Here is an 870-nt window from a genome sequence, read left to right as displayed (position 1 = left end):
GCGACCGGGACTCAACCCAGATACCGCCAACTGCGTAGCAGTTCCACCAGCTGATCCCGAAGTTCAGGGCCAACATCAAGGCAATCATCAACATTTAAACCTCCTTTCGAAGTGTGGGTTTGCTGTACACAAACGCGTGCTCTGCAACGCCCGGTCGGTATTCAGGGTAGACGTTGATAGTCGCGGCAAGCTTCCCGTTCTGGAGCTTTGCCGCATCCAGATCATTTACGTAGCCAACGACCGCTGCGCCCCCGAAATAGGTAGCGCCATCGATCGCCGCTTTCAGCGTCTTGTGCCGTGCATCGAGATCACGCAAGCGCAAGAATTCCCGGAACCCAGCAGCCACATCGTAGAAACCGGCAGCGATAAACGCGTTCTCCAGCGAATCGTACGCATCAGCTTTCTGATGTTTCAGACTCGTGCATTCTTTTTTGAGAACCTCCAGCATCTCTGCTAGCTGCTCATCAGTTTGTTCCAGCATCAATCCTCCTTATAGATCGGGTCATGGGAACGGTCCCGAGCGCCCCGTACCAGTGCTATGCCGATCATCATTTTACACAAGCCGAATGCGATTAGCAAGACCGCGATAATGGCACCTGTCCTCATTTCAGGAAACGAACTTCCACTTGATGATCGGAGGTAGCGCCGACAGAGCTGACGACAAATGCGCCGATATGTCCGTCGCGCATGAGCTTGTCCTGCACGGATTCCTCGACGTAGCCCCGCGTGATATAGTTCACGATCCTTTCTGCCCCCTGCTTCGGAGGTGACGCTTCCTGCTTTAGTCGCTGAAACGCGTGGAGCGCTTCGCTCAACGTACCATAGCCCATACTGTCAGCCAGAGACGAAGCCAAATCGTAAGCATCGGCC

Annotated in this window: 2 protein-coding genes; both read right to left on the bottom strand. The window is 54.4% G+C overall.

Features of this window, described 5'->3' with window-relative positions; genetic code table 11:
* Positions 1 to 94: 94 nt before the first annotated feature.
* Positions 95 to 481 carry a hypothetical protein gene (locus AC1RPU_RS07640; protein ID WP_481769588.1) on the bottom strand — a complete coding sequence of 129 codons (387 nt, stop codon included), beginning with the start codon at positions 479 to 481 and terminating at the stop codon, positions 95 to 97.
* A gap of 121 nt (positions 482 to 602) precedes the next feature.
* Positions 603 to 870: hypothetical protein (locus tag AC1RPU_RS07635; protein ID WP_481769587.1), on the bottom strand; the 268-nt coding region annotated here is incomplete at its 5' end.

Source organism: Dellaglioa sp. CoH-55-MRSF-7, assembly GCF_056782235.1.
Note: the sequence above shows the minus strand (reverse complement) of the source record. Positions and strands in the feature narration are given on the sequence as shown.